This window comes from Pontimicrobium sp. MEBiC06410 (assembly GCF_053601615.1).
In genome coordinates this window covers 1-1,479 of the sequence record NZ_JBSHNT010000160.1, presented here as the reverse complement: position 1 = coordinate 1,479, position 1,479 = coordinate 1, and the positions used below count along the sequence as shown (strand labels likewise).

Sequence of the window (1,479 nt, the reverse complement as noted above, 5' to 3'; positions counted from 1 at the left end):
TCTAGTGTTGCAGAACAGTTGTCATTTTCATCAGTAACATCTCCTGTAATGTTTACTCCAGCATCGTAGTTACATGATGCATCTGTAAATATTTCGATATCTGCAGGTGCAGTAAATGTTGGTGCGATATTATCGGACACCGTGATGGTTTGCGTTTGTTCTGGCGCAGTGTTACCACAGCTATCTGTTAATGTCCATGTTCTGGTGATTATAAATGATCCTTCGCAAGTTCCAGCGACTACAGTGTCTGTGTAGGTAGCGTCTAGTGTTGTAGAACAGTTGTCTGCTTCGTCTGTAACATCTCCTGTAATGTTTACTCCAGCATCGTAGTTACATGATGCGTCTGTAAATATCTCAATATCTGCAGGTGCAGTAAATGTTGGAGGAGTAGAGTCTTGGATAGTTAAAGTAGCATTAAGGTTTGTTACATTTCCGCAAGCATCAGTTGCTGTGTAAATAACAGGAATAGTACCTCCAAGGCCACAAGTAGAGACTAAATTATTATAATCGTAATTAGAAGTTACTACTACTGAAATATCATTAGCACATGCCTCAATTGCAGCAATATTATCTGTATTCCATTGATTAGCATTAGTTTCATTATTAGTTGCATCACATTCAATGATTTCATCTGTTACAGTACAACTAGATAAGTCTGGACCTGTAGCATCTCCAAAAGTTAATGTAACAGCAATAGAAGAACTGTTTCCACAATCATCAGTTACAGTATAATTAACAGTAATAGTTCCACAAGGGCCACATACTGTATTTAGATTATTAAAATCATAATCGGAAGTTACTTGATTTGTTAAATCCGTGTCGCAATTATCTGTACTACAAGCTTGAAGAGCAGCAATATTATCTGCATTCCATTGGTCCGCAATTGTTTGATTATCTGTAGCTGTACAATCAACAGATTGATTAGTAATATTACAACTAGAAATATCTGGAGCTGTATTATCAGAGACCGTAATAGTTTGTATTAGTGTTGTTGTATTGCCACAATCATCAGCAAGTGTCCAAGTTCTGGTAATAACGCTTTCATTAGCACAGCTACCAGAAGCAGTTGTGTCTGTGTATGTAGCATCTAATGTTGTAGAACAGTTGTCATTTTCATCAGTAACATCACCTGTAATAGTAAGGTCATTAGGGTCTTGATCACATTCTATCTCAATATCTGCAGGTGCAGTAAATGTTGGTGCGATATTATCGGAAACGGTAATGGTTTGTGTTTGTTCTGGCGCAGTATTACCACAGCTATCTGTTAATGTCCATGTTCTGGTGATTGTAAACGATCCTTCGCAAGTTCCAGCGACTACAGTATCTGTGTAGGTAGCGTCTAGTGTTGCAGAACAGTTGTCATTTTCATCAGTAACATCTCCTGTAATGTTTACTCCAGCATCGTAGTTACATGATGCATCTGTAAATATTTCGATATCTGCAGGTGCAGTAAATGTTGGTGCGATATTATCGGACACC

At 37.9% G+C, this 1,479-nt stretch carries 1 protein-coding gene; it reads right to left on the bottom strand.

What is annotated here, in order from left to right; all coding sequences use genetic code 11:
* The coding region (locus tag ACVC08_RS14490; protein ID WP_452602562.1) for an HYR-like domain-containing protein at positions 1-1,479 on the bottom strand (1,479 nt) is incomplete at both ends.